The organism is Nocardia cyriacigeorgica (assembly GCF_010858045.1).
Taxonomy (GTDB): Bacteria; Actinomycetota; Actinomycetes; order Mycobacteriales; family Mycobacteriaceae; genus Nocardia; species Nocardia cyriacigeorgica_E.
Genome location: NZ_JAAGVC010000431.1, coordinates 1 through 238, shown reverse-complemented (window position 1 = coordinate 238; position 238 = coordinate 1). Strand labels below are relative to the sequence as shown.

The window sequence follows — 238 nt, the reverse complement described above, 5'->3', positions numbered from 1 at the left end:
GCCAGAAGGGCCGCTGTTTCTTGTCCTTGCGTCCGCGTCGGTCACGCCGTGCGCGACGCCCCTGCGGTTGCCCGTCGTCTGCACCGGGCACGGTCACCGGCCCACTCTCGTCTGCCACGCCAAGCTGTACTACCTGCGCGACCTGCGTGGCAAGGCCGCCAAGATCAAGGAAAAGCGCTGAGCTGCTGCTCCGCGCCGCTATCCCGGTCCCGCCCGGAGCGGTGGTAGCGCACAGAAA

The 238-nt window shown here is 68.5% G+C and carries 1 protein-coding gene; it reads left to right on the top strand.

The annotated features are described in order from the left end of the window. Positions 1–181 (top strand): 50S ribosomal protein L19 (locus GV790_RS31570; RefSeq protein ID WP_256673622.1); only part of this gene is annotated, 181 nt, incomplete at its 5' end. Between the last annotated feature and the right edge of the window lie 57 nt (positions 182–238).